Source organism: Streptomyces sp. TRM64462 (assembly GCF_013362995.1).
Taxonomy (GTDB): domain Bacteria; phylum Actinomycetota; class Actinomycetes; order Streptomycetales; family Streptomycetaceae; genus Streptomyces.
The window spans coordinates 1-23,097 of the sequence record NZ_JABWDV010000087.1 but is presented as its reverse complement, the minus strand read 5'-3'; the positions used below and the strand labels follow the sequence as shown (position 1 = coordinate 23,097).

General features: G+C 71.2%; 22 protein-coding genes. 15 read left to right on the top strand and 7 right to left on the bottom strand.

The annotated features are described in order from the left end of the window. Together scy and mce are read right to left on the bottom strand one after the other, a co-directional pair. Nucleotides 1-2,961, bottom strand: a 2,961-nt coding sequence (gene scy, locus HTZ82_RS04215; RefSeq protein WP_175407904.1) for a polarized growth protein Scy, incomplete at its 3' end; no start/stop codon positions are given. Between the two features lie 161 nt (nt 2,962-3,122). Further along, nucleotides 3,123-3,563: a methylmalonyl-CoA epimerase gene (gene mce, locus HTZ82_RS04210; RefSeq protein ID WP_175407903.1), complete on the bottom strand. Its 441-nt coding sequence runs from the start codon at nt 3,561-3,563 to the stop codon at nt 3,123-3,125. Between the two features lie 149 nt (nt 3,564-3,712). On the opposite strand from mce, the gene HTZ82_RS04205 reads away from it, so the two are divergent. After that, a complete protein-coding gene (locus tag HTZ82_RS04205) occupies nt 3,713-4,930 on the top strand; it encodes an acetyl-CoA C-acetyltransferase (RefSeq protein WP_175407902.1) in 1,218 nt (405 codons plus the stop codon). 23 nt (nt 4,931-4,953) lie between these two features. Beyond that, complete coding sequence (gene meaB, locus HTZ82_RS04200) at nt 4,954-5,910, top strand: methylmalonyl Co-A mutase-associated GTPase MeaB (RefSeq protein WP_175407905.1); 957 nt, start codon at nt 4,954-4,956, stop codon at nt 5,908-5,910. A 224-nt stretch (nt 5,911-6,134) separates the two neighbouring features. On the opposite strand, the gene HTZ82_RS04195 is transcribed toward meaB, so the two are convergent. From HTZ82_RS04195 to HTZ82_RS04180, 4 genes are all read right to left on the bottom strand, one after another. Further along, complete coding sequence (locus HTZ82_RS04195) at nt 6,135-6,611, bottom strand: MarR family winged helix-turn-helix transcriptional regulator (protein WP_175407901.1); 477 nt, start codon at nt 6,609-6,611, stop codon at nt 6,135-6,137. Nucleotides 6,612-6,742: 131 nt separating this feature from the next. After that, entirely contained in the window at nt 6,743-7,534 is a 792-nt protein-coding gene (locus HTZ82_RS04190) for an AIM24 family protein (protein ID WP_175407900.1), read from the bottom strand. Next, nucleotides 7,531-8,181 (bottom strand): AIM24 family protein, encoded by a 651-nt coding sequence (locus HTZ82_RS04185; protein WP_175407899.1) that lies wholly within the window; start codon nt 8,179-8,181, stop codon nt 7,531-7,533. The genes HTZ82_RS04190 and HTZ82_RS04185 overlap by 4 nt, the downstream gene beginning before the upstream one ends. Next, on the bottom strand, nt 8,181-8,819 hold the full coding sequence (locus HTZ82_RS04180) for an AIM24 family protein (protein ID WP_175407898.1): 639 nt from the start codon (nt 8,817-8,819) through the stop codon (nt 8,181-8,183). Before HTZ82_RS04180 ends, HTZ82_RS04185 begins: the two co-directional genes overlap by 1 nt. A gap of 175 nt (nt 8,820-8,994) precedes the next feature. Here HTZ82_RS04180 and HTZ82_RS04175 point away from each other — a divergent pair, with 175 nt between their 5' ends. The 6 genes from HTZ82_RS04175 to HTZ82_RS04150 all read left to right on the top strand — a co-directional run bounded on the left by HTZ82_RS04175 (nt 8,995) and on the right by HTZ82_RS04150 (nt 13,037). Beyond that, entirely contained in the window at nt 8,995-9,339 is a 345-nt protein-coding gene (locus tag HTZ82_RS04175) for a DUF3817 domain-containing protein (RefSeq protein WP_175407897.1), read from the top strand. Next, nucleotides 9,336-9,626, top strand: coding sequence for an MTH1187 family thiamine-binding protein (locus HTZ82_RS04170; protein WP_175407896.1), 291 nt, complete (start codon nt 9,336-9,338; stop codon nt 9,624-9,626). Before HTZ82_RS04175 ends, HTZ82_RS04170 begins: the two co-directional genes overlap by 4 nt. Nucleotides 9,627-9,714: 88 nt before the next feature. Then, nucleotides 9,715-10,224 (top strand): MarR family winged helix-turn-helix transcriptional regulator, encoded by a 510-nt coding sequence (locus HTZ82_RS04165; protein ID WP_175407895.1) that lies wholly within the window; start codon nt 9,715-9,717, stop codon nt 10,222-10,224. Between the two features lie 131 nt (nt 10,225-10,355). Then, nucleotides 10,356-10,688: a DUF3817 domain-containing protein gene (locus HTZ82_RS04160; RefSeq protein WP_175407894.1), complete on the top strand. Its 333-nt coding sequence runs from the start codon at nt 10,356-10,358 to the stop codon at nt 10,686-10,688. A gap of 85 nt (nt 10,689-10,773) precedes the next feature. Then, nucleotides 10,774-12,474, top strand: a complete 1,701-nt coding sequence (locus HTZ82_RS04155; protein WP_175407893.1) for a methylmalonyl-CoA mutase — start codon at nt 10,774-10,776, stop codon at nt 12,472-12,474. A gap of 68 nt (nt 12,475-12,542) precedes the next feature. After that, nucleotides 12,543-13,037: a GNAT family N-acetyltransferase gene (locus tag HTZ82_RS04150; RefSeq protein WP_175407892.1), complete on the top strand. Its 495-nt coding sequence runs from the start codon at nt 12,543-12,545 to the stop codon at nt 13,035-13,037. 19 nt (nt 13,038-13,056) lie between these two features. Here HTZ82_RS04150 and HTZ82_RS04145 read toward each other — a convergent pair whose 3' ends face one another. Continuing rightward, entirely contained in the window at nt 13,057-13,707 is a 651-nt protein-coding gene (locus tag HTZ82_RS04145; protein ID WP_175407891.1) for a TetR/AcrR family transcriptional regulator, read from the bottom strand. A 265-nt stretch (nt 13,708-13,972) separates the two neighbouring features. Here HTZ82_RS04145 and HTZ82_RS04140 point away from each other — a divergent pair, with 265 nt between their 5' ends. From HTZ82_RS04140 to HTZ82_RS04110, 7 genes are all read left to right on the top strand, one after another. Next, nucleotides 13,973-14,956 carry a tetratricopeptide repeat protein gene (locus HTZ82_RS04140; protein ID WP_175407890.1) on the top strand — a complete coding sequence of 328 codons (984 nt, stop codon included), beginning with the start codon at nt 13,973-13,975 and terminating at the stop codon, nt 14,954-14,956. 629 nt (nt 14,957-15,585) lie between these two features. Then, nucleotides 15,586-16,251: a DUF6230 family protein gene (locus HTZ82_RS04135; RefSeq protein ID WP_175407889.1), complete on the top strand. Its 666-nt coding sequence runs from the start codon at nt 15,586-15,588 to the stop codon at nt 16,249-16,251. Between the two features lie 95 nt (nt 16,252-16,346). After that, nucleotides 16,347-16,916 (top strand): DUF6114 domain-containing protein, encoded by a 570-nt coding sequence (locus HTZ82_RS04130; protein WP_175407888.1) that lies wholly within the window; start codon nt 16,347-16,349, stop codon nt 16,914-16,916. Then, on the top strand, nt 16,906-18,252 hold the full coding sequence (locus HTZ82_RS04125; protein ID WP_175407887.1) for a hypothetical protein: 1,347 nt from the start codon (nt 16,906-16,908) through the stop codon (nt 18,250-18,252). The genes HTZ82_RS04130 and HTZ82_RS04125 overlap by 11 nt, the downstream gene beginning before the upstream one ends. A 161-nt stretch (nt 18,253-18,413) precedes the next feature. After that, a complete protein-coding gene (locus HTZ82_RS04120) occupies nt 18,414-19,274 on the top strand; it encodes a helix-turn-helix transcriptional regulator (RefSeq protein WP_175407886.1) in 861 nt (286 codons plus the stop codon). Beyond that, nucleotides 19,255-19,641 (top strand): DUF397 domain-containing protein, encoded by a 387-nt coding sequence (locus HTZ82_RS04115; RefSeq protein ID WP_175407885.1) that lies wholly within the window; start codon nt 19,255-19,257, stop codon nt 19,639-19,641. Before HTZ82_RS04120 ends, HTZ82_RS04115 begins: the two co-directional genes overlap by 20 nt. Before the next feature lie 328 nt (nt 19,642-19,969). Then, on the top strand, nt 19,970-23,097 hold a 3,128-nt coding region (locus HTZ82_RS04110; RefSeq protein WP_175407884.1), incomplete at its 3' end, for a ricin-type beta-trefoil lectin domain protein.

The following is a 23,097-nucleotide window of genomic DNA, read 5'->3' as shown; positions in this document are numbered from 1 at the left end:
CAGCCGTTCGGCCTCGGCCTCGCCGTCCGCCTTGACCTGCTCGGCCTCCCTGCGGAGCCGGGCCGCCTCCTCACGCGCCTCGTCCAGGACCTCGGACGCCTCGGTCGCGAGGCGGTCCGCCTCCGTCGTCGCGTCGGACAGGACCCGCTCGGCCTCCGCCGTCGCGTCCGCGACCAGCTTCTCGGCCTCGCCCGACGCCTCCGTGACCAGCCGGTCCGCCTGGGACGCCGCCTCCGAGCGGATGCGGTTCGCGTCGCCGCGGGCCTCCGCCCGCGTCCGCGCCGCGTCCTGCTCGGCCGACGCCAGCGCGTCCGACGCCTCGGTACGTACCCGCTGCGCGTACTCCGAGCTGTCCGACTTGAGCCGCTCGGCCTCCGCGATGGCGTCCCTGACGGTCCGTTCGGCCAGGGCCTTCGCGGCCTCCGACTCCTCCTGCGCGCGCTCCCGCACCCGCGCCGCGTCCGCCGATGCCCGCTCGCGCTCCTCGTAGGCGTCGGAGCGGACCCGGTCCGCCTCCTCCTGCGCCTCCGTGCGCGTACGCTCCGCCGCGTGCTCGGCCGCCGACCGCAGCCCGGCGATCTCCTCCTCGGCCTGCTCGTGCAGCCCCGCGACGGACTCCCGCACCTCGCGCGCCGTCTGCTCGGCGGCCGCGACCATCTCCGTGGCCCGCGCGTCCGCCTCCTCGACCAGGCGGTGCGCCTCGGCCTGCGCCTCCTCGACCCGCTTGCGGGCCGACGCCAGCAGCTCCTCGCTCTGCTCGCGGGCCCGGCTGCGCTCCTGGTCCGCCTCACCGCGGGCGGCGCCCAGCGTCTCCTCGGCCTCCCGGCGCCGCCGGTTGGCCTCCTCCTGCGCCGCCGCCAGCTCCTCCGCGGCCTCCGTCTTCAGCCGGTCGGCCGCCGCCTGCGCCTCGGCCCGCACCCGGTCGGCGGACTCCTGCGCCTCCGCCTTCAGGCGCTCCGCCTCGGCGGACGCCTCGGCCCGGAGCCGTACCGCCTGGTTCTCGGCCTCCGCGCGGGCGCTCGACGCGTCCGCCGCCGCCTCGGTGCGCAGCCGCTGCGCCTCGGCCTCCGCCTCCTCCTGGAGGGTGCGGCGCCGCTCGGCGGCCTCGGTGCGCAGCCGCTCGGTCTCGTCGGCGGCCTCCCGGCGCAGCCGCTCCGCCTCCGTACGGGCGTCGGCCAGCGTCTGCTCGGCCGTGACCAGCCGCTCCTCGGCCTCCGACTGCAGGCGGGACAGCTCCTCGGCCGCTTCCTCCCGCCGGGCCACGACCCCGCGCTCGGCCTCCTCACGCAGCGCGGCCGCGGCCGCCTCGGCCGCCGCCTTCACCGACTCGGCCTGCTCCTCGGCGTCCGCGCGCAGCTGCTCGGCCTCGCCGCGTGAACGCTCCAGCGTCTCCTGCGCCTGTGTGCGCAGCGCCGTCGCCCGCTCGATGGCCTCGGCGCGGACCCGCTCGCTGTCGGCGGTCGCCGCCGTGCGCAGCTCGTCCGCGTCCGCCTTCGCCTTGGTCAGCAGCTCCTCGGCGGTCTTCGCGGCCTCCTCGATCTGCTGGACGGCCTCGCGCCGCGCCTCGGCGCGGATCCGCTCGCCCTCGGCGATCGCCTCCGACCTGAGCTGCTCGGCCTCGCCGCGCAGCCGGCGGGCCTCCTCCTGCAGCTCGACCGTCTTGGCCCGGTACTCCTTGGTGTCGTCCTTCGCCGCGCCCCGCAGCTGCTCGGCGCTGTCGGCGGCCTCCCCGACCAGCCGGTCCGCCTCGGCCTCCGCCTCGCGGCGGATCCGCTCGGCCTCCTCGGCCGCCTTGCGGGTGGTGGCCTGCGCGTCCTCGGACGCCTTGCCGAGGATCTCCTCGGCGTTCCTGGCCGCCTTGGCGAGCTGGGCGGCGGAGTCCTCGGCCGCCTTCGTACGGGCCTTCTCCGCGGCCTCCGCGATGAGCTTCTCGGCCTCGGCGCGGGCGTCGGCCAGCGCCTGCTCGGCCTCCGCCTTGAGTGCCTCGGCCTCCTTGGTGGCCTCGCCGACCAGGCGGGCGATCTCCGTCCTGGCCGTACGGGTGCGCTGCTCGTTCGCGGACTCGGCGGCCGCGAGGCGCTTCGTCGCGTCCTCCGTCGCCGCCGCCACCAGCTTGTCGGCCTCCGCACGGGCCTCGCGCAGCCGCTCCTCGGCCTCCTGCATCCGCTGCTCGGCGCTCCGGCTGAGCTCGGTGGCCTGCCGGCGGGCCTGCTCGGCCTCGGCGGCCGTGGCCGTACGGAGCTGCTCGGCGTGCCCGGTGGCCTCCTGGGCCTGCGCCGACGCCGCGTTGAGCAGCCGCTCGGCGTCCTTGCGGGCCCGCAGCAGCAGGGCCTCGGCCTCGGCGCGGGCGGCCTCCGACTCGGCGCCGACCCGCTGGCGGGCCTCCTCCGCGATCCGGGCGGCCTCCGCGCGGGCGGCCGCCAGGGACTGCTCGGCCTCGGCGCGGGACTCCTCCATCAGCCGGCGGGCCTGCGACTCCGTACGGGCCCGGAGCTGCTCCGCCCACGCCACGTTCTCGTTGACGTGCGCCTCGACGGTGCGGCGGCGCTCGGCCAGCTCCTGGTCGAGCTGCTGGCGGCGCTGCACGGCCTCCGTGTGCAACTCCGCCTGGAGGCGTGCCTGGTGCTCGGCGTGCTCCTGGAGGATCCGCTGCGTCTGGGCGCGGGCCTCGCGCAGCTCACGCTCGGCGTCCGACCGCATCTGGTCGGCCTGCATCTGGGCGTTGCGGAGCAGCTGTTCGGCCTCGTAGCCGGCCTGGGTGGCGTCGTACACGGGCCGGGACGCGATGGCGCGCCGCGCCTCGTGGAGCTTGGCGCGCAACACCTCGACCTGGTAACCGAGGTCCTCGGCGTGCTGGACGGCCTTCTCCCGCTCGGTCTTCAGCCGGTCCATCTCGGCTTCGAACCGCGAAAGGTGGTCGTCGTCAGCCCGGTGGCTCTCCTGGCGTTCGTAGCCCCGCACTGCGCGGTCCCATCCGTCCCCTGGTCGCGAACTCTCTTGGTACGAGCACCGTTCGGCGGCGAACGGTCCCCCCGGGGATGATGTCAGGACGACGCCGCGACGCGGCCCCGATCCGGCCCCGGCCCGGAGCCGCCCACTCTACCGGGCCGGGAATCCGGAGGTCAGTGCTCCGCTGCGGACGGATCGGCGGACGTGACGAGTTCGGTGAGGACCCCGTGACAGTCCTTCGGGTGCAGGAACGTGATCCGCGAGCCCATCGAACCGCGCCGGGGCTCGTCGTACAGGACGCGGACGCCCTTGCCGCGGACGGCCTCCGCGTCGCCGTCCACGTCGGCGGTGCCGAAGGCGATGTGGTGGACGCCCTCCCCGTTCTTGGCCAGCCACTTCCCGACCGCGGAGTCCTCGCGGGTGGGCTCCAGGAGCTGGAGGTAGGAGGCGCCGCCGTCGGACGTCTCGTTGATCTTGAGCATGGCCTCGCGGACGCCCTGCTCCTCGTTGACCTCGGTGTGGAACACCTCGAAGCCGTAGGTCGTTGTGTAGAACTCGACGGTTTTGTCGAGGTCGAAGCACGCGATCCCGATGTGGTCGATTCTCGTCAGCATGCGAACAGTGCAGCGCTCCGCGGGGTGGTTACGCAACGTGCGCGCCGTCACACCGACCGCCCGATGACCGGGGCCCGTACCGCTCAGTACATTGGCAGTAAACCCTCGTTCACTCCGCAGCCCCTCAGGCTGAAAGGGGATCGTCCTTCATGTCTGGAACGACCGGTACCACCTCCGTCATCGTCGCGGGCGCGCGTACGCCCATGGGCCGGCTGCTCGGCTCCCTCAAGTCCTTCTCCGGCGCCGACCTGGGCGGCTTCGCCATCAAGGCCGCGCTGGACCGGGCCGGCATCGGCGGGGACCAGGTGCAGTACGTGATCATGGGCCAGGTGCTCACGGCGGGTGCCGGGCAGATCCCCGCCCGCCAGGCCGCCGTGAAGGCCGGCATCCCGATGAACGTCCCGGCGCTGACCGTCAACAAGGTCTGCCTCTCCGGTCTCGACGCGATCGCGCTGGCCGACCAGCTGATCCGCGCCGGCGAGTTCGACATCGTCGTGGCCGGCGGCCAGGAGTCCATGACCAACGCCCCGCACCTGCTCCCGAAGTCCCGCGAGGGCTACAAGTACGGTGCCATCCAGATGCTGGACGCCATGGCGCACGACGGCCTCACCGACCCCTTCGAGTCCATCGCCATGGGCGAGTCCACCGAGAAGCACAACATCCGCCTGGGCCTCGGCCGCGCCGAGCAGGACGAGATCGGCGCGCTGTCCCACCAGCGCGCGGCGGCCGCCCAGAAGAACGGCCTGTTCGAGGCCGAGATCACGCCCGTGGAGATCCCGCAGCGCAAGGGCGAGCCGGTGGTCTTCGCCAAGGACGAGGGCATCCGCCCGGAGACCACCGTCGAGACCCTCGGCAAGCTCCGCCCGGCCTTCTCCAAGGACGGCACGATCACGGCCGGCACGGCCTCGCAGATCTCCGACGGCGCCGCCGCGGTCGTCGTCATGAGCAAGGCCAAGGCCGAGGAGCTCGGCCTGGACTGGATCGCGGAGATCGGCGCCCACGGCAATGTGGCGGGCCCGGACAACTCGCTCCAGTCGCAGCCGTCCAACGCGATCCTGCACGCCCTGAAGAAGGAGGGCCTGGAGGTCGGGGACCTCGACCTGATCGAGATCAACGAGGCGTTCGCCGCGGTCGCCGTGCAGTCGATGAAGGATCTTGGGGTATCCCCTGAAAAGGTGAACGTCAACGGTGGCGCGATCGCCCTGGGCCACCCCATCGGCATGTCCGGTGCCCGGCTCGTCCTGCACCTGGCGCTGGAGCTCAAGCGGCGCGGCGGCGGGGTCGGCGCGGCGGCGCTGTGCGGTGGCGGCGGCCAGGGCGACGCGCTGATCGTCCGTGTCCCGAGCGCTTCGGCTTCGGCGAAGTAACGACGTAAGGAGCTCTGTACGTGATGGTGGACGTCCCCGCACTGGTGGCCCAGGCACGGGAGGGCAGGCCGCGCGCCGTGGCCCGGCTGATCTCGCTCGTGGAGGGGGCGTCCCCGCAGCTCCGTGAGGTGATGGCGGCGCTGGCCCCGCTCACCGGCGGCGCGTACGTGGTGGGCCTGACGGGCTCGCCCGGCGTCGGCAAGTCCACGTCGACGTCGGCGCTGGTGTCGGCGTACCGCCGGGCCGGCAAGCGGGTCGGCGTGCTGGCCGTGGACCCGTCGTCGCCGTTCTCGGGCGGCGCGCTGCTGGGCGACCGGGTGCGGATGTCCGAGCACGCGTCGGACCCGGGCGTCTACATCCGCTCCATGGCCACCCGCGGCCACCTGGGCGGCCTGGCGTGGGCGGCGCCGCAGGCGATCCGCGTCCTGGACGCGGCGGGCTGCGACGTGGTCCTCGTCGAGACGGTCGGGGTCGGCCAGTCCGAGGTGGAGATCGCCTCGGAGGCCGACACGTCCGTCGTGCTGCTGGCGCCCGGCATGGGCGACGGCATCCAGGCCGCCAAGGCGGGCATCCTGGAGATCGGCGACGTGTACGTGGTGAACAAGGCCGACCGGGACGGCGCGGACGCCACGGCCCGGGAGCTGAACCACATGCTGGGCCTCGGGGAGTCCCGGGCGCCGGGCGACTGGCGGCCGCCGATCGTCAAGACGGTCGCCGCGCGCGGGGAGGGCGTCGACGAGGTCGTGGAGGCCCTGGAGAAGCACCGCGCGTGGATGGAGGAGCACGGCGTCCTCACGGAGAGGCGCCGGGCCCGCGCGGCCCACGAGGTGGAGACCATCGCGGTCACCGCGCTGCGCGAGCGGATCGGGGACCTGCACGGCGACCGCCGCCTGGGCGCGCTGGCCGAGCGGATCGTGGCGGGCGAGCTCGACCCGTACGCGGCGGCCGACGAGCTGGTGGCGGGCCTGACGGGCAACTGAGGCGCCGCGCGCGGGCCCGTACGCGACGACGCGGGCCCGTACACGACGACGCGGGCCCGTACGCGACGACGCGGGCCCGTACACGACGAACGGCCCCGCCCCCCTTCGTACCGGGGGGCGGGGCCGTCGTAGGTCTGCGGGTGTCCTGTGGGGGTCTGTCGGCGTGGCCCTCACCGGAACGGGCACCCCGCGGGGCAGCGCGGGGGCGTGGGGAAGGGCCGCGGCTACGGCTTGCCGCGCAGCCCGCGCAACTGCTCGGCGATGGGCCGCAGGGCGTCGTGCAGTGAGGTCAGCGCCTCGGGGGAGAGCTGGTCGATGAAGTGCCGCCGTACGGACTCGACATGATGGGGTGCCACCTTCTGCATGGTCTCCATGCCCTGGTCGGTGAGGACCGCGAACAGTCCCCGCCGGTCGGACTCGCAGTTCTCCCGGCGCACCAGGCCGGCGTTCTCCATGCGCGTGATCTGGTGCGAGAGCCGGCTCTTGGACTGCAGGGTCGCCGCGGCCAGGTCACTCATCCGCATCCGCCGCTCGGCGGACTCGGACAGGTTCACCAGGATCTCGTAGTCGTTGTTGGTCAGGCCGAACGGCTGGAGGTCCTTCTCCAGCTGGTACGTCAGCAGCCGGTTGACGTCCAGATAGGTGCGCCAGGCGCACTGCTCCGTATCGGTCAGCCACGGGATGGCCGTCTCGGTCTCCATATATGGATTCTACCTAAGAAGTTGAAAAGTGGACGAAATGGAGTGACGCCTGCTCCGCTCCCGTCCCCCGTCCTCGTACGCCCACACAGGGGTGCAGGCGTTCGAGCGCGTCACCCTCCGCAGACTACCGCTCACAGCCCGAAGCGGCGCTGGAGGTCCCCCAGCTGGCCGGGAAGGCGCGGTGCGGAACCGTGCTGACCGTGGCCGGAACCATGGCCGGCGGGCGCCCCGCCCCCGGGGACGCCCGGCTCGTGCGGAACGGTTCCCGTCGCCTGCTCCGGCATCAGCGCCTCCGACGACTGGAGCAGCACCGTGCCGGCGCCCACGAACTCGAACTGGTGCTCCTCGCCGGACGCCCCGCCGATGCCGGTCAGCGCCCGCAGGCCGCCCATCACACCGGTCATGTAGCCATGGTCGTAGTGGTGGCACGGCGACGGGCAGTCCGCCCAGCCCACCAGTGCCTGCGGGTCGACGCGGATCGGCGGCTCCATGAACACCACCTCGCCGTTCGACGCCGCCACGAACTTCCCCGTGCCGATCAGCGTCAGGAAGCCCGGCACGATCGACTGCTTCAGCGCCAGCGACGGCTGGAACGCCAGCAGGTTGCCGGCGCGGATCGTGAGGTTGCCGTCCTCCAGGTCGTACGAGTTGACGTCGAACGCCCGGTCCGCGAGGAGCATCTTGCCGCTGCCCTCCGCCACCACCCAGTCGCTCGCGTGCAGCGGCGAGTGGAAGCTGGTGCGCACCAGCCGGTCCAGGGCCCCGTGGCCGACCCCGTTGAAGCTGATGTTCCCGTAGTAGGCGATCATCTTGCCCTTCTGCAGAAACCACTGGGAGCTCTTGAGCTCCACGCAGAAGGTGTACGGATTGACGTTGTCGTCGCTCGGCAGCGAGACCGGATCGAACACCGCAGACGCGCTCACAGCTTCTCCTCCGAGGCCTGGACGTACACCGCACCACTACCGCTCAGCTCCAGCTGGAACGCCTCGCCCGAGCCGCGCCCCACCATGTCGCGCCAGCCCAGCGCGGTGGAGAGCTTGTTCCGCACGTCGCCGTGGTGCGCGACGTACGCCTGCGGGTCCACATGCACCGGCCGCCCCGGCACGACGGGCAGCTCGATGACCCCGCCGTGCGCCATGACGGCGACCGCCCCGTGCCCCTTGAGCGTGGTCGTGAACAGGCCCTGCCCGGTCACCTGGCCTCGCACCATGCCCATGACGCCGCCCTGCGAGCCCATGAACATGGTCCCCTGCTCCAGCGTCCCGTCGAACGCCAGCAGCCGGTCCGCCTCCACGTACAGCGTGTCCCCGGCGAGCTGGATGACCTGCACATGGTGCCCGCCGTGCCCGAACATCACGGTGCCGTTGCCCTCGACGGTCATCAGCGGCGTGGACTCACCGGCCACGCGCCGGCCGATCATGGCCATGACGCCGCCCTGACCGCCGGCGATGTTCGGCGTGAAAGTGACGTCCCCCTTGTAGGCGAGCATCGCGCCGCGCTGGCTGAACATCCGCTGCCCCGGCGTGACGGTGGCCTCCACCATCTTGGAGTTGATCTCCCGGAACGGCATCAGACGTCCCCTCCGATCGTGTTGCGCTCGCTCGGCTGTACGTACACGAGCCCGTCGCCCTCGAAGCGGATCTGGAACGCCTCACCGCCGCCCTCGCCCATGAACGTGCGGAACGTCACACCGGACTGGAAGCTCTGCTGGAGGTTGCCCTGGTGCGCGATGTACGCGCCCGGGTCGACGGACAGCGGGTACTGCGGCGTGACGCGCAGCACCACGGCCGGCCCGTCGGACATGACCGCCACCTGCCCGGAGCCCTCGACGGTCGTGGTGAACAGCCCGTTCCCACTGGCCCCGCCCCGCAGCCCCGTGAACGTCGTGCCGGTCCGCAGGCCGCCGTCGGCGCACAGCAGATTGCTGGCCTCGACCCACAGCTTGTCGCCCGTCAGACCCAGCACGGTGATGTCGGACGCCCGGTCGGCGAAGAAGCAGGTGCCCTGCCCCTTCACCTCCATGACCTCCATCTGCTCACCGGTGAGCCGCCGGGTCACCATGCCGCGCAGGCCCTCGCCCCCGCCGGTCATCTTCTTGAAGGCCATCTGGCCCTCGTACGCGACCATCGACCCGTTCTTCGCCTTGACGGCGTCCCCGGTCATGTCGACGGCCAGCACTTTGCTGCCTTGAAGTCGGAAGGTTGCCACGGACCGACGTTAGCCGCCCCGCCGTCCGGCACGACAGGGCCTTGAGGAGGACCCCGACCCTGATAAAGGACCGGCAAAGAGGCCCTGCCACAATGGGGGACGCCTTGTGCACGGATTCACAAGATCCGGCACGGGTGCACGAGTGACCGACCCCCCGACGCCGAAGGTGCCTTCCGTGGACATCAAGACCGCATCCGCCCTCCACCGCCTCCGCCTCGTCTCCGGCCCCGAGGCCGTGTCCTTCATCCTGCTGCTCATCTGCTCGGTCCTGAAGCGCACGACGGACTTCAACGCGGTCCCGGTCATGGGCGCGGTGCACGGCGTCCTGTTCATCGTCTACGTGCTGTTCTGGGCGGACGCGTGGAACAAGGCGAAGTGGCCGCTGAAGACGGCGGCGCTGTACTTCGTGCTGTCGGTCCTGCCGTTCGGCGGGTTCTTCGCGGACCGCAAGCTGAAGCGCGCGGCGGACGACGCCGTGATCGCGTCGCGCGCCCGGAACGAGGGCAAGGTGAACGCGTGATCGTCGCGTTCTCCGTCACGCCGCTGGGCGTGGGCGAAGAGGTCGGCGAGTACGTCGCCGAGGCGGTGCGGGTGGTGCGCGAGTCGGGCCTGCCGAACCGTACGGACGCGATGTTCACCTCCGTGGAGGGCGACTGGGACGAGGTCATGGACGTCGTGAAGCGCGCCGTCGCCGCGGTCGAGGCGCGCGCCCCGCGGGTCTCCCTCGTCCTGAAGGCCGACATCCGCCCGGGCGTCACGGACGGGCTGACGTCGAAGGTCGCCACGGTGGAACGCCACCTGGCGTGACCACCCACCACACCCACCCACCGCACCGACCGGACCAAACAGTGAGACCGGGCTGACCGGAATGTGACCTGTCGGTAAGGTCATGGGCGTGCCGAAGCCGCTCAGCCTTCCCTTCGACCCCATCGCACGCGCCGACGAACTCTGGCGGCGGCGCTGGGGTCCGGTGCCCTCGATGGCCGCGATCACCTCGATCATGCGCGCGCACCAGATCCTGCTGGCCGAGGTCGACGCCGTCGTCAAGCCGTACGGGCTGACCTTCGCCCGCTACGAGGCGCTGGTGCTGCTCACCTTCTCGAAGGCCGGCGAGCTGCCCATGTCCAAGATCGGCGAGCGGCTCATGGTCCACCCCACGTCCGTGACGAACACCGTCGACCGGCTGGTCAGGTCCGGGCTCGTCGCCAAGCGCCCGAACCCCAAGGACGGGCGCGGAACCCTCGCCTCCATCACCGACAAGGGCCGCGAGGTCGTCGAGGCGGCGACGGCCGACCTGATGGCCATGGACTTCGGGCTCGGCGCGTACGACGCGGAGGAGTGCGCCGAGATCTTCGCGATGCTGCGGCCGCTGCGGGTGGCGGCGGGGGACTTCGAGGAGCGGTAGGCTTTTGCCGGGTCAGCGCGCTTTGTTCCCCGCCTGAGCGGGGGTGGTCCGATCATGCAGGTGGTCAGGACGAGCAGCATCACGTGGTCCCCGCGTAAGCGGGGTTTTTGGGGCCGGTTACGCTCGTAGGCATGAAATCCAGCGTGCTGACCCGTTATCGGGTGATGGCCTACGTCACCGCGGTCATGCTCCTCGTGCTCTGCGCGTGCATGGTCGCCAAGTACGGCTTCAAGACGGGCGAGGACGTGACCTTCATGGTCTCCCAGGCCCACGGCATCCTCTACATCATCTACCTCGTTTTCGCCTTCGATCTGGGCTCCAAGGCCCGCTGGTCGTTCGGCAAGTTGCTGTGGATCTTGTTGAGCGGCACGATCCCGACGGCCGCGTTCTTCGTCGAGCGCAAGGTCGCCCGCGAGGTCCAGCCGCTGATCGTCGACGCGGCGCCCGCCACCGCCAAGGCGTAACGAGGCGCAGGCCACACCGCCGGGCGCACACGTCCGGCGGTTCAGCCATCGACATTTACTAGGACGTCCTAGTAAATTCGAGGGTATGGACGCTGACGCCATCGAGGAAGGCCGCCGACGCTGGCAGGCCCGTTACGACGCCGCCCACAAGCGCGACGCCGACTTCACCACGCTCTCCGGCGACCCCGTGGAGCCCGTCTACGGGCCGAGGCCCGGCGACACCTACGAAGGCTTCGAGCGGATCGGCTGGCCCGGTGAGTACCCCTTCACCCGCGGCCTGTACCCGACCGGCTACCGCGGCCGCACGTGGACCATCCGCCAGTTCGCCGGCTTCGGCAACGCCGAGCAGACGAACGAGCGCTACAAGATGATCCTCGGCAACGGCGGCGGCGGTCTGTCCGTCGCCTTCGACATGCCGACGCTCATGGGCCGCGACTCCGACGACCCCCGGTCACTCGGCGAGGTCGGCCACTGCGGCGTCGCCATCGACTCCGCCGCCGACATGGAGGTCCTGTTCAAGGACATTCCGCTCGGCGACGTCACCACGTCCATGACCATCAGCGGCCCCGCCGTCCCGGTCTTCTGCATGTACCTGGTCGCCGCCGAGCGGCAGGGCGTGGACCCGGCCGTGCTCAACGGCACCCTCCAGACGGACATCTTCAAGGAGTACATCGCCCAGAAGGAGTGGCTGTTCCAGCCCGAGCCCCATCTGCGGCTGATCGGCGACCTCATGGAGCACTGTGCGCGGAACATCCCCGCGTACAAGCCGCTCTCGGTCTCCGGCTACCACATCCGCGAGGCCGGTGCGACGGCCGCGCAGGAGCTCGCGTACACGCTCGCGGACGGCTTCGGCTACGTCGAGCTCGGCCTGTCGCGCGGCCTGGACGTGGACGTCTTCGCGCCCGGCCTGTCCTTCTTCTTCGACGCGCACCTCGACTTCTTCGAGGAGATCGCCAAGTTCCGCGCGGCCCGCCGCATCTGGGCCCGCTGGATGAAGGAGGTCTACGGCGCGAGGACCGACAAGGCGCAGTGGCTGCGCTTCCACACCCAGACCGCCGGTGTGTCGCTGACCGCCCAGCAGCCGTACAACAACGTCGTACGGACCGCGGTCGAGGCGCTCGCGGCGGTACTCGGCGGCACCAACTCGCTGCACACCAACGCGCTCGACGAGACCCTCGCCCTGCCGTCCGAGCAGGCCGCCGAGATCGCGCTGCGCACACAGCAGGTGCTGATGGAGGAGACCGGCGTCGCCAACGTCGCGGACCCGCTGGGCGGTTCCTGGTACATCGAGCAGCTCACGGACCGGATCGAGGCCGACGCGGAGAAGATCTTCGACCGCATCAAGGAGCGCGGGCTGCGCGCCCACCCCGACGGGCAGCACCCCATCGGGCCGATGACCTCCGGCATCCTGCGCGGGATCGAGGACGGCTGGTTCACCGGCGAGATCGCGGAGTCCGCCTTCCGCTACCAGCAGTCCCTGGAGAAGGGCGACAAGAAGGTCGTCGGCGTCAACTGCCACACCGGCTCGGTGACGGGCGACCTGGAGATCCTGCGGGTCAGCCACGAGGTGGAGCGCGAGCAGGTGCGGATCCTCGCCGACCGCAAGGCGGGCCGCGACGACGCCCGCGTGGGCGCCGCGCTCGACGCGATGCTGGCCGCCGCGCGGGACGGCTCCAACATGATCGGGCCCATGCTGGACGCCGTACGGGCGGAGGCCACGCTGGGCGAGATCTGCGACGCGCTGCGGGACGAGTGGGGCGTGTACACGGAGCCGGCGGGCTTCTGACCGGAGGCCTGGTCCCGACCGTACGAAATCCGTTCGCCTCAACGGATCTCGGCATGCATGCTGGCGGCATGCATGCCGAGATCCGAGAGGCCGGGGCCGGCGACTGGCCCGCGATCTGGCCCTTCTTCCAGCAGATCGTCGCTGCCGGCGAGACCTTCACTTATCCCGCGGACCTGACGGCGGAGGAGGCCCGCGGCTGGTGGCTCCTCGACCCGCCGAACCGTACGGTCGTCGCCGTGGACGCGGCGGGCACGGTCGTGGGGTCCGCCAAGATGAACCGCAACCAGGCAGGAAACGGCGCGCACATCGCCAGCGCCAGCTACATGGTCGACCCGGCGCACGGCGGTCGGGGCGTGGGCCGGGCGCTGGTGGAGTACAGCCTGGAGTGGGCGCGGGCCGCCGGCTTCCGGGGCATGCAGTTCAACGCGGTCGCGGAGACCAACAAGCACGCGGTACGGCTCTACGAGAACCTGGGCTTCCGGATCGTCGGTACGGTGCCGGGCGCCTTCCGCCACCCGGTGGAGGGGTACACCGGGCTGCACGTGATGTTCCGCGAGCTGTAGTTCACGCCGTACGGGGGGACTACGCGCGCGAGGCGGCGCCGAGCCCGCCCAGCAGCAGGGCCGTGAAGCGCTCCACCCACTCGGCGTCGACGGGCTCGCCGCTGACCAGGGCGCGGTGCAGGACGGCGCCGGCGATGACGTCGAAGATCAGGTCGTCGGTGCCGGGCGACGCCTCCTGGGCGTTGTCTCCGGTCGGCAGTTCGCCGCGGTCCTGGGCGCGGCGTCTGCCCTCCTGCACGAGGCGTTTCTGGCGCTCGACGATGGAGGCGCGGATCCGCTCCCGCAGGGGTGCGTCACGGGTGGACTCGGCGACGACGGCCATCAGCGACGTCTTCGTCTCCGGGCGTTCGAGGAGCGCGGCGAACTGGTGGACCACGCCCTCGATGTCGGCGGCGAGGCTGCCGCGGTCGGGGAGCTCCAGCTCGTCGAAGAGGACGGCGACGGCGTCGACGACCAGCTCGTTCTTGCCGGCCCAGCGCCGGTAGAGGGTGGTCTTGGCGACGCCCGCGCGTGCGGCGACGTCACTCATCGACAGCTTGGACCAGCCGAGCTCCACCAGGGCCGCGCGGGTCGCCTCCAGGATCGCGGTGTCGGCGGCGGCGTTGCGCGGACGCCCGGGCCTGGCGGGTGCGCCGGTGGGGGTGGGGGGAAGGATGTGGCGGCTGCACATGACGCTCGACCATACCGGCGAGTAGCTCCGCTGCTCCGGTGCCGCGCGTGTGGGCCAGTTCACAGCGTACGGCCGGTCCGACCCGGCGGTCGTACAGATACGCTACGACGCGTAGCGAAAGGCTGGGAGGCGCCGGGGGGGGGGCGCCGGTCGGCCCGGAGCGACAGCCACTGGGCACCGGGTGGGGACCCCGTGCCACCACGGCTTCGGCCGTGCTTGGGCCGTGACGTACCGGTTACGCGCGCGGAAGGGGGAGGATGTACCCATGCAGCCTAGGAACATGTCCATGAGCGGCGTCGTCGACCTCGCCGCGGTGAAGGCGGCCGGAGAGGCCAAGGCGAAGGCGGAGCAGGCGCGCGCGGAGTCGGCCCGGCAGGGCGGCGGCGGTGCGGTGCCCCCGTCGGCTCTGGTGATCGATGTCGACGAGGCGGGCTTCGAGCGCGACGTACTGCAGCGCTCGGCCGAAGTGCCGGTCGTCCTCGACTTCTGGGCCGAGTGGTGCCAGCCGTGCAAGCAGCTCGGTCCTCTGCTGGAGCGGCTGGCCGTCGAATACAACGGCCGTTTCGTCCTGGCGAAGATCGACGTCGACGCCAACCAGATGCTGATGCAGCAGTTCGGGATCCAGGGGATCCCCGCGGTGTTCGCGGTGGTGGCCGGTCAGGCCCTGCCGCTCTTCCAGGGGGCGGCGCCCGAGGCGCAGATCCGCCAGACCCTGGACCAGCTCATCGAGGTGGCGGAGCAGCGCTTCGGCCTGACCGGGATCACGGTCGCCGGGGACGCGGAGGCCGGCGCCCCGGAGGCGGGCGCGGAGGCGCGGACGGCGCCGGCCGGTCCGTACGACGCCCTGCTGGAGGCGGCGGTGCGGGCGCTGGACTCCAACGACATCCCGGGTGCGATCCAGGCGTACAAGAACGTCCTGGTCGACGACCCGGGCAACACGGAGGCCAAGCTGGGCCTCGCGCAGGCCGAGCTGCTCGGCCGGGTGCAGGGGATGGACCCGCAGCAGGTCCGCAAGAACGCCGCCGACGCGCCGAAGGACGTCCAGGCGCAGCTGGCGGCGGCGGACCTGGACCTGGTCGGGGGTCATGTGGAGGACGCCTTCGGGCGGCTCGTCGACACGGTGCGCCAGACGGCGGGCGACGACCGCGACACGGCGCGGGTGCGGCTCCTTGAGCTGTTCGAGGTGATCGGGCCGGATGATCCGCGGGTCGCGGCGGCGCGTTCGGCATTGGCGCGCGTGCTTTTCTGACAGCAACTGACAGCCGTGCTGTCAGCCGCTGACAGCAATGTCGGGGCAGGTCGCCGATTTGGCGACAGAGTGACATTCGGCGGCCGCGCTTTGCCAAAACTTGGCAAACGCGGCCGCTGTTACTCGCAGTAAATCAACGCCCTGCTTATGTCCGCCTATCGGCGGCGAAATCCCCTTCTGTCGAACCGGCCGGTAGCACCGTGAGTGCCCGGGCGACGGCGGCCCGTCGCGGCCGGTTTATCGAGCCGTTACTAGCGGGTAACGAACCCCCTTGTGCCCCGGCCCGGAATGCACCACGATCGGCGACGCTCGGTCCGATACCGCACCAGCCGGCAACCAGCCGCGCTCCGCGGAGGTCGGGTCCCCACCGAGTGGGCCGGAGGCAGCACGCGCCGGCCGAGGACAGGGGGGTTCCTGCCCATCCGGCAGGGCCTGTCCGAACGGGCCGCCCGGACACCTGTGCCGAGCGGCCGGTGGTTGTCGCTCGGGGGTGATCGCCGGTGAAGCGGACGCGGCTCGCGCCGCCCGATCTGCGGGCGTTCCCCTTCCCGAGGACGTAGCACTTCTCCCATCCCAGGACGGGCCCTCGGGCCCGGTCCCGGAGATGTACGTCCGAGAAGGAGGAATCTATGAAGTCCCAGGTTCGCGGTGGGACCAGATGGAAGCGGTTCGCCGTCGTCATGGTGCCCAGCGTGGCCGCGACGGCCGCGATAGGCATCGGCCTCGCGCAGGGCGCGCTGGCCGCGTCCTTCGCCGTGTCCGGCCAGGAGTTCAAGGTCAAGACCGATCGCCTTGTGGGTCACGGCTTCGCCCAGTACGGCGGCGTCGACATGGGGTACAAGAACATCAAGGGTGGTGACGAGGTCGAAGCACGGCCCGTCGCCATCTCGTCCTTCGAGGACGCCACGATCACCAACATGTGCCAGTCGGTGGTCACCCCGGACGTGCCCCTGCTCGGCAAGGTCACGCTCCGGCTGGAGGCGGGCAAGAAGGAGCCCGTCAAGGCGACGAACCTGTACCTCGACGTCACCGACCTCGACGCCGACGCCAAGTTCGAGGACATCGACATCGGCATCGCGGCCAAGCACACCGCCAAGGGCGATGCCAAGGGCTGGGGCCGGGGGCCGGCCATCAAGGACCGGATCAACCAGAACGGCTTCGCGCAGCAGGCCAGGGTGGCCACGCTCACCAACGTGGAGCAGAAGGCGTGGGCGACCACCGCCGGCACGTTCACGCTGAGCGGTCTGAGCATGCGCCTGCACATCGGTGACGGTCCGAAGGTCGAGTGCTTCTGACCGGCGGTCCGTACGGGCGGGCGTGAGCGCCCCTGGCGACCACGCCCGCCTGCCTCCCTTTTCACACAGCACAACCAGTTCCAGGGAGCTTTCTCATGAGCGCCGAGTCAGCCGGGTCCGCGCCGACGTCCGCCGAGCAGAACGAGTACTACCTTCGCGTCCTGAAGCGGCGGTTCCGCGACTGGCGGGGGAGCCGGCCGTTCTGGGCGGGGCTGCTGACCCTGCTGGGCGGTATCCCGATCGCGTACCTGCCGTACGCGAGCCTTCACCTCGGTCAGATGACCGTCACGATGGCCACGACCGGGGGCGCCGGGTCACTGATCATCGGGGTGCTGCTGGTCACCCTGGGCCTGACGATGTGGTTCCAGCCGCTCGTACGGACCTTCGCGGGCGTCGCGGCGATCCTGCTGGCCCTGGTGTCCATCCCGGTCTCGAACTTCGGCGGCTTCGTCGTCGGGTTCCTGCTGGCCATGGTCGGCGGCGCCCTGTCCATCTCCTGGGCGCCGGGCGAGCCGGAGCCCGAGGTGCCTGAAGCGCCCGAGAAGTCCGAGGCGTTGGCCTCGGCCTCGCCCTCGGCCTCGGACGAGCAGCAGCCTGACGCCACGTCCACGTACGACACCGAGACGACTGTCGACGCCAATGGCGGGAGGAACAGTGCGGGGTGACGAACCGCAGGCCACTGCGGCTGATGCCGAGGGCCCGCGGCAGAGAAGGGGACCGCGCCACGCGGCCCCGCGCAAGTCGCTGCTGACCAAGCTCCAGGCTCCGGCGGGCAAGGCCCTGGCGCTGGCGGCGATGCCGACGGCCGTCCTCATGGGCATGAGCCTCACGCCCCGGCCCGCCCTGGCCGACGACAAGGACATCCCCTTCGCGCCGGGCCCGTGCGTGACGCAGTCCGACGAGCCGGGCGAGTCGCAGGAGCCGACACCGTCGCAGTCCGCGTCGCCGACGAAGCCGTCGGAGCCCTCGGCGGACCCGACCGGGACGAAGGAGCCGACACCGGGCACGACCCCGTCGGCGACCCCGACCCCGACCCCGACTCCGAGCTCGACCACGACCACGGACCCCAAGACGGGTACGACACCGACCCCTTCGACCACCCCGACCCCGACCCCCACGCCCACGGAGACCAGGAACCCCCTGGACCCGCTGGGCGTCGGCGAGGCGGTGAAGGACTTCTTCGGCGGGCTCACCGGTCAGAACGGGACGTCGACGGAGCAGCAGCCGGCCGCCGCCGAGGCCCCCGCGCCCACGTCCACGCCGACACCCACGGCGCCCGCGGCGCAGCCGAAGACGGAAGCCGAGCCGCCCGCCACGCCCACGCCCACGGCCGAGCCCAGTTCCAAGCCGACGTCCGACCCGGCTACGAAGCCGGTGGACGACGTCCTCGACAAGACCAAGGAAGCCATCAAGGACGCCGCCGACAAAGTGGGCGCCGACGTCGAGGAGCTGCCCGAGGACGTCAAGGGCCTGGACCCGAAGCAGGACGAGGACATCCCGGACGGCGCGAAGCCCCGCTTCCCGTGCCCGACCCCGGACCCCGAGGCCCTCGCGAACGCGCAGGCCGAACCGGGCATCCCGCACGTCCCCGACGACCCGTGGAAGCTGGAGAGCACGCTGCTCACCCTGCGCGGCCTGAAGTACCACGGCATTGTGGAGGTCGAGACGGGCAGCGGCAAGGTCAAGAAGGTCCTGAAATTCACGGCGTCCGAGGTGGACATCAAGGACCTGCACCAGACCACCGTCCACAGCGAGGGCCGCACGGGCCATGTGACGTCCCGTCCGGGCTCCACGTCGACGATGCGCAACGGCACGGTGACGATGTACACGGAGGAGCTGAAGGGCAACCTCTTCGGCATCATCCCGGTCACCTTCAGCCCCGAGACCCCGCCCCCGCTGGACGTGCCCTTCGCGTTCTTCACCAACGCCAAGGTCACCCAGGCCGGCCAGTTCGGCGGCACCCTGACGGTCCCGGGTCTGCACAACTTCATCAAGGGCTGACACCCCGGGCATCAGACCGAGGGCCGCGCCCCCGCCCAGCGGGAGCGCGGCCCTCACCCTTCTGTGCGTGTTGTGACGAACCCGTCACGCTGCGGTGTCGAACGGACGTAGCGTGAAAGGGGTTTGGGCACCAGGACGCGAGGTGTGAAGGGCGGTCACCCATGGGGCAGGGGAAGCGGACGGACATCGACGGGTCGCAGAGCGTTTCGTGCTTCTACGGCAAGGAGTTGAGGTACCAGCGGGAGAAGGCGGGCCTGACCATGACCGAGCTCGTGGAGGGCAGCTTCTACGGGGCGACGCTCCTGAGCGAGATCGAGCGCGGCCAGCGCAGCATGCCGGTGGAACTGGCCCGCCACGCGGACCGCGTCCTCAAGACGGACGGCTACTTCGAGCGCGGCTGCGACGACGTACGGCAGGCTCGACGGAAGGGCCATGCCGAGTACTTCGAGCGCGTCCTCGAAGCGGAGAGGCACGCGCTGACCATCGAGGAGTGGTGCCCCACCGTCGTGCCGGGCCTCTTGCAGACCAAGGCGTACGCACGAGCAGTGGTGCGGGCGACGCACCCGCTTGAGGCGGACGAGGAGACCGACGCCAAGGTCAACGGTCGGCTGGCGCGGTCGAGCCTCTTCGAGGACGACCACAACAGGCCGCAGTACTGGGTGGTTCTGCACGAGTCGGTGCTTCGGCAGCCCATCCTGGCGCCTGCCCGGATGGCTGAACAGTTGGACCGGGTCGCCGCGCTGGTGCGGCGGCGGAGGATCTTTGTGCAGGTGCTGCCGTGGAACTCCGGGGCTCACCCGTTCCTGCTCGGCACTGCCATGATCATGACCTTTGCCGATGCGCCACCGCTGGTGTACACGGAGTCTCTGCACACCGGCCATACCGTGGACGATCCGGGCCTCGTGGCGGCGTATCGAACGTCGTACGATCTGCTCAGGGCCGCCGCGCTGCCGCCAGAGGCGTCCCTGGCCATGATCGAATCAGCAGCTGAGGACTATCGAAATGGCAAGCAACCGGATTGACTTGAGCGCCGCCGCCTGGCGCAAGAGCAGCTACAGCAACGGGTCGGGCGGCAACTGCGTCGAAGTGGCCGAAGGCTTCGTGGGCGCCGCGCGCTGGCGCAAGAGCAGCCACAGCAACGGGTCGGGTGGCGACTGCGTCGAGGTGGCTGACGGTTTCGTGGGCGCCGCACGCTGGCGCAAGAGCAGCTACAGCAACACGTCAGGCGGCGACTGCGTCGAGGTCGCCGACGACCTCCCCGGCGTCGTCCCCGTCCGGGACTCCAAGGTGCCTGACGGGCCTGTCGTCACCGTCTCCGCCCGCGCTTGGGTGCCGTTCGTCGCGGCCGTCAAGGGCGCCGGCGCAGGTGCAGAGCGCTGTTCCTCGTAGGGGATTTCTCTTGATCCAAGGCCCTGCCCTGTGCCTATGGTGTGATCACCGTGTGTGTGCGACGCCGGGGCCTGACCAGCTCCGGCATGGCGTACACGTCTCAGCCGGCGGCCGGGGGAACAGCGCCGCCACGGGGGAGGGGTAGCTCAATCGCGGCGGCGCATGCCCTGACACAGGCGTGGCCGCGCTTCACTTCTCTGCCATGGGGTGCCCCCGCCTGCCCTTGTGCCGATGGAGGGACACCCCCTTGCGCCCCAGACCAGGGCTGTTCAGGAACAGACGACGCAGATCGACCCCTCACACCCCGTTCGTACCGCTCATCGCCTCCATGGCGGCCGCGGCCGTCCTCGGTGGCCTGGCCGTTCAGCCTGACCTGCTGGACCTGAACGCCTCGCCGCGTATGGAACCGGTGAGCAGCGACTACGACTGGTTCGAGGACACGTCCGCGGAGCAACTGCGGCAGGACCAGTGTCTGATGGCCGACGTGCTGCGACTGGGCGGGCCCGCCATGGCCGCCGTCGCGCAGGACGGTCTCAACCAGCCGCAGGACAAGCTGCACGCCCTCGCCAACAGGCAGCACTGGGAGGACACCCCGCTTGCCGTGGCGTACGAGAAGGACCGGGAAGCCGCTTCCCAACAAGGGGCGGCCATCCAGACACTCGTGAAGGCATGGGACAAGCCGCTCGAAGGGCTGGAGACTCCCGCGGGCGTCGGCCGCATCGAGTTCCACCACCCGCCCGGTACCTGGCACGACGGCAAGGAGAACTTCTACGGTCAGACCGGCCTGACGAAGTGGATCTGGGACCGGTTCTGGAAGAACGACAGCGACTTCTACGAGGATCCGACACCTGCGGCGGACGAGAAGACCGTCAAGGCCGTAAAGGATCTCGGTACTCCGCTGTACGGCAATGACCCGGCCCCGACGCTTCCCGGCTGGGACCAGGCTCTTGCCGAGCGGAGCGCTTTCCGGCGCTTGTCGGACTGGTCCTTGGAGCCGACCGGTGCGGACAACGCCCGGATCTTCCTCGCGTCGGGCGGTTTCCCCCGTACGGCCCCGCAGCCGGGGTCCGCGGAGTTCCGTGTCGCGGTCGAGGACCTGAAGACGCGGTTCGCGTCCTGTACGTGGCGCGACCCCATCGACCCGAACAAGGTGCTGCGGACGATCTCCGACACCGCTGCCGACGAGTGGCAGCAGGAGGTCGCCGCGCAGGCCAAGCAGCGTGACCACCTTCTGACGCTGAACAAGCTGGCCACCGAGAACCTCTCACGGGGCGCGAAGTCCCTGGGACAGTTGCTGGGGCACTCCTGGGTCGCCGACCACCTGGCGTACTGGCAGGACTACTGGTCCCCGGGCGGCGTCGGCTGGATCGGGGACAGCCCCGTGACCATCGAGGTGCCGGGCGCGAAGGGCAAGTGCCTCGACGTGCAGGGCGGCAAAGACGCCAACGGCACTCCGGTGCAGGTCTACACCTGCAACGGATCGGCGGCCCAGAAGTGGTTGATCGAGGGTGGCGGCAGCGACCTGCACCTGCGGAGCTACGACTCCATGAAGTGCCTGGACGTCTCCGGGGGGAAGCCCGACAACGGTACGAAGATCCAGATCTGGTCGTGCAACCAGAGCCCGGCCCAGACCTGGGACTTCAACGTCCGTGCCACCACGGAGCTGAAGAACGTCGGCACCGGCAAGTGCCTGGACCTGCACAAGTTCGACAACGGTTACGACGCCTGGCAGTGGGGCTGCAACGGCACCTCGCCGCAGAAGTTCAGGATCAAGCCGTCCGGCCACAAGGGCACCGACAGCCTCAGCTACCCGGACAAGGCCCAGTTCGCCAAGGCGAAGAAGGGCATCGCGGACGCCCAGGCGGCGGCCAAGCGTGAACTCGCCACCCTCAAGCAGGAGGCCCGCACCGCGAAGTTGACCGCCGAGACCAGCGCCGACATCGAGCAGACCGCCTACGGCATCGCCGACCGCATCGGCGCCCCGCGCGGTCGCGGGCTGCTGGTGGGCCAGCAGAAGGCGCAGGTCACCCAGGGCGCGGCCGCCGCGCTTGAGGCGATGGTGAAGGCCGGTGAGACCGCCGAGGCGGCCACCCGCGCGTCCGCCGGCGACAGCGCGACCATCATGCAGCGCGCGCTGGCGCAGGCCGCGCAGTCGAAGGCGGAGTTCCGTAAGAAGGCCGCGCACACCGCCGAGCTGCAGGCCAAGGCCGCGGCGGACGCGGCGAAGACGCACCGGGACAACGCCAAGAAGGACAAGGAGACCGCCGAGGCCAAGCTCGCTGATGCCTTGAAGGCGGAGGCGGACGCCAAGGCCGCAGCTGCCAAGGCCCATGCGAAGCGGCTCGCCGCGGAGGCCGAAGAGAAGACCGCGAAGAAGGAGAAGGAGACCGCCGACGCCAAGAAGGCGGAAGCGGCCCAGCACCGGAAGACCGCCGAGAGCGAGGCGGCGAAGGCGAAGGACGCCAAGTCCAGGGCGGAGTCGTCCGAGGCCACCGCGGTCCAGAAGCGCACCGCCGCCGAGAAGGCCCGCGACAAGGCCCGCGATCTGCGGGACGACGCGTGGGACGCCGAGCAGAAGGCGGATGCCGCACGGGCCAAGGCGGACGCCAAGGAGGCCTACGCGCAGGCACACGAGTCGGACGCCAACGCCAAGGAGGCAAGGGCAGCCGCTGACGCCGCCGACAAGCACGCCTCCGACGCCGAGGCGGCCGCCGGCCGGGCCCGTACGGCAGCGAACGCCGCGACGCAGGCGGCCGCCGACGCGGACGCCGCCGCGACCCGCGCCGAAGCGGCCGCCAAGCGGGCCCGCGCCGACGCCGACGCCGCTCACGAGGCGAAGCTGAAGGCGGACGCCGCGGTGAAGACCGCGACCAGCGCCGCCGCCGACGCCATCCAGGCCTCGCAGCACGCCGCCTCGGAGGCCAAGGCGGCGGTCAAGCTGGCCGACGAGGCCGAGGCCGAGGCGAAGACCGCCAAGTCCCATGCCGACGTGGCGAACAAGGAGGCGGCCAAGGCACTGGCGGCATCCGCGAAGGCCGCCGGCCACGCCCATGTCACCGCCCAGGCCGCCGTGGACGCCGGCAACGCCGCGGCGCAGGTCGCCAAGCCGGCCAACGACGCGATCCAGCTCGGCTCCCCGTACGTCACCACCGACTCGGCCGCGAGCCTGGTCGTGCTGGCGGGCCAGGGGTCCAAGTCGATCGCCGAGCAGCAGAAGGCCGTCGCCGACGCCCACGCCAAGAACGCGCAGCAGGAAGCCGCCACCGCCAAGGCCCTGGCGGACGCCGCCAAGGGCGACGCGAAGGCCGCGTACCAGCACGCCGCGAACGCGGCCGGACATGCGGCGAGGGCCCGTACGTACGCGAAGGAGGCGCTGGGCTACTCCGCCGACGCCGCCACCGCCGCGTCCAAGGCGGCGCAGTCGCTGGCCCGGTCGGTCGAGTACGGCCGGCAGGC